Here is a 584-nt window from a genome sequence, read left to right as displayed (position 1 = left end):
CAACTCTAAATTATCACAAAGATATTTTAAGCCGCGGTTCTTGATTCTGAAGTGATAAGTATTGTCTAGACTCCATTCAGCCTTTTGATCAGGCGATATCGGAAACACTTTAATTGGCATATTAGCGAAGTGCTCAGGCTCTTCCGCTAGAACAGAGATTTCAGGCCGAGTTCCATTTTCCTCAACCCAATTGGCTAAAAAAGACAAAATGCAAAATCTTGCGCCTTGATAGTAAGTTCTATCATTGCCATAAATGACAAATGTTAAGTGTTTTCTAGCCAATTCTGATTTCATAATTTAGTACTTCGTAATATTTTTAAAAAGTGCTTTGTGCTTGCTGCTGACATGGCTTCGAACATGAGTTCGGTATCCCTCTTTAAACCAACTTCTAACCGTCGCATAAAGCCCTGAGGTTCTACCACTCAACTCACTATCAAATGCACCGGTTTTACTACCCTGACGAACCAAAGGTGGGTGTGTCCAAAAAATATTGTACTCTAATGTCGTCCGTTCATTACCAATATAACCATCAATAGGTGCGTCGGTTATATTGTTTTCCATATGCTCTACCATTGCGCGAGCAA

At 39.4% G+C, this 584-nt stretch carries 2 pseudogenes; both read right to left on the bottom strand.

Annotation, left to right across the window (positions count from 1 at the left end):
• Positions 1 to 294 (bottom strand): annotated as a pseudogene (locus AB4486_RS26135) (hypothetical protein); the annotation flags it as partial.
• 3 nt (positions 295 to 297) lie between these two features.
• Positions 298 to 584, bottom strand: a pseudogene (locus AB4486_RS26130) (3-deoxy-D-manno-octulosonic acid transferase); the annotation flags it as partial.

Source organism: Vibrio sp. 10N.222.55.C6 (genome assembly GCF_041473395.1).
Lineage (GTDB): Bacteria > Pseudomonadota > Gammaproteobacteria > Enterobacterales > Vibrionaceae > Vibrio > Vibrio crassostreae_C.
Note: the sequence above shows the minus strand (reverse complement) of the source record. Positions and strands in the feature narration are given on the sequence as shown.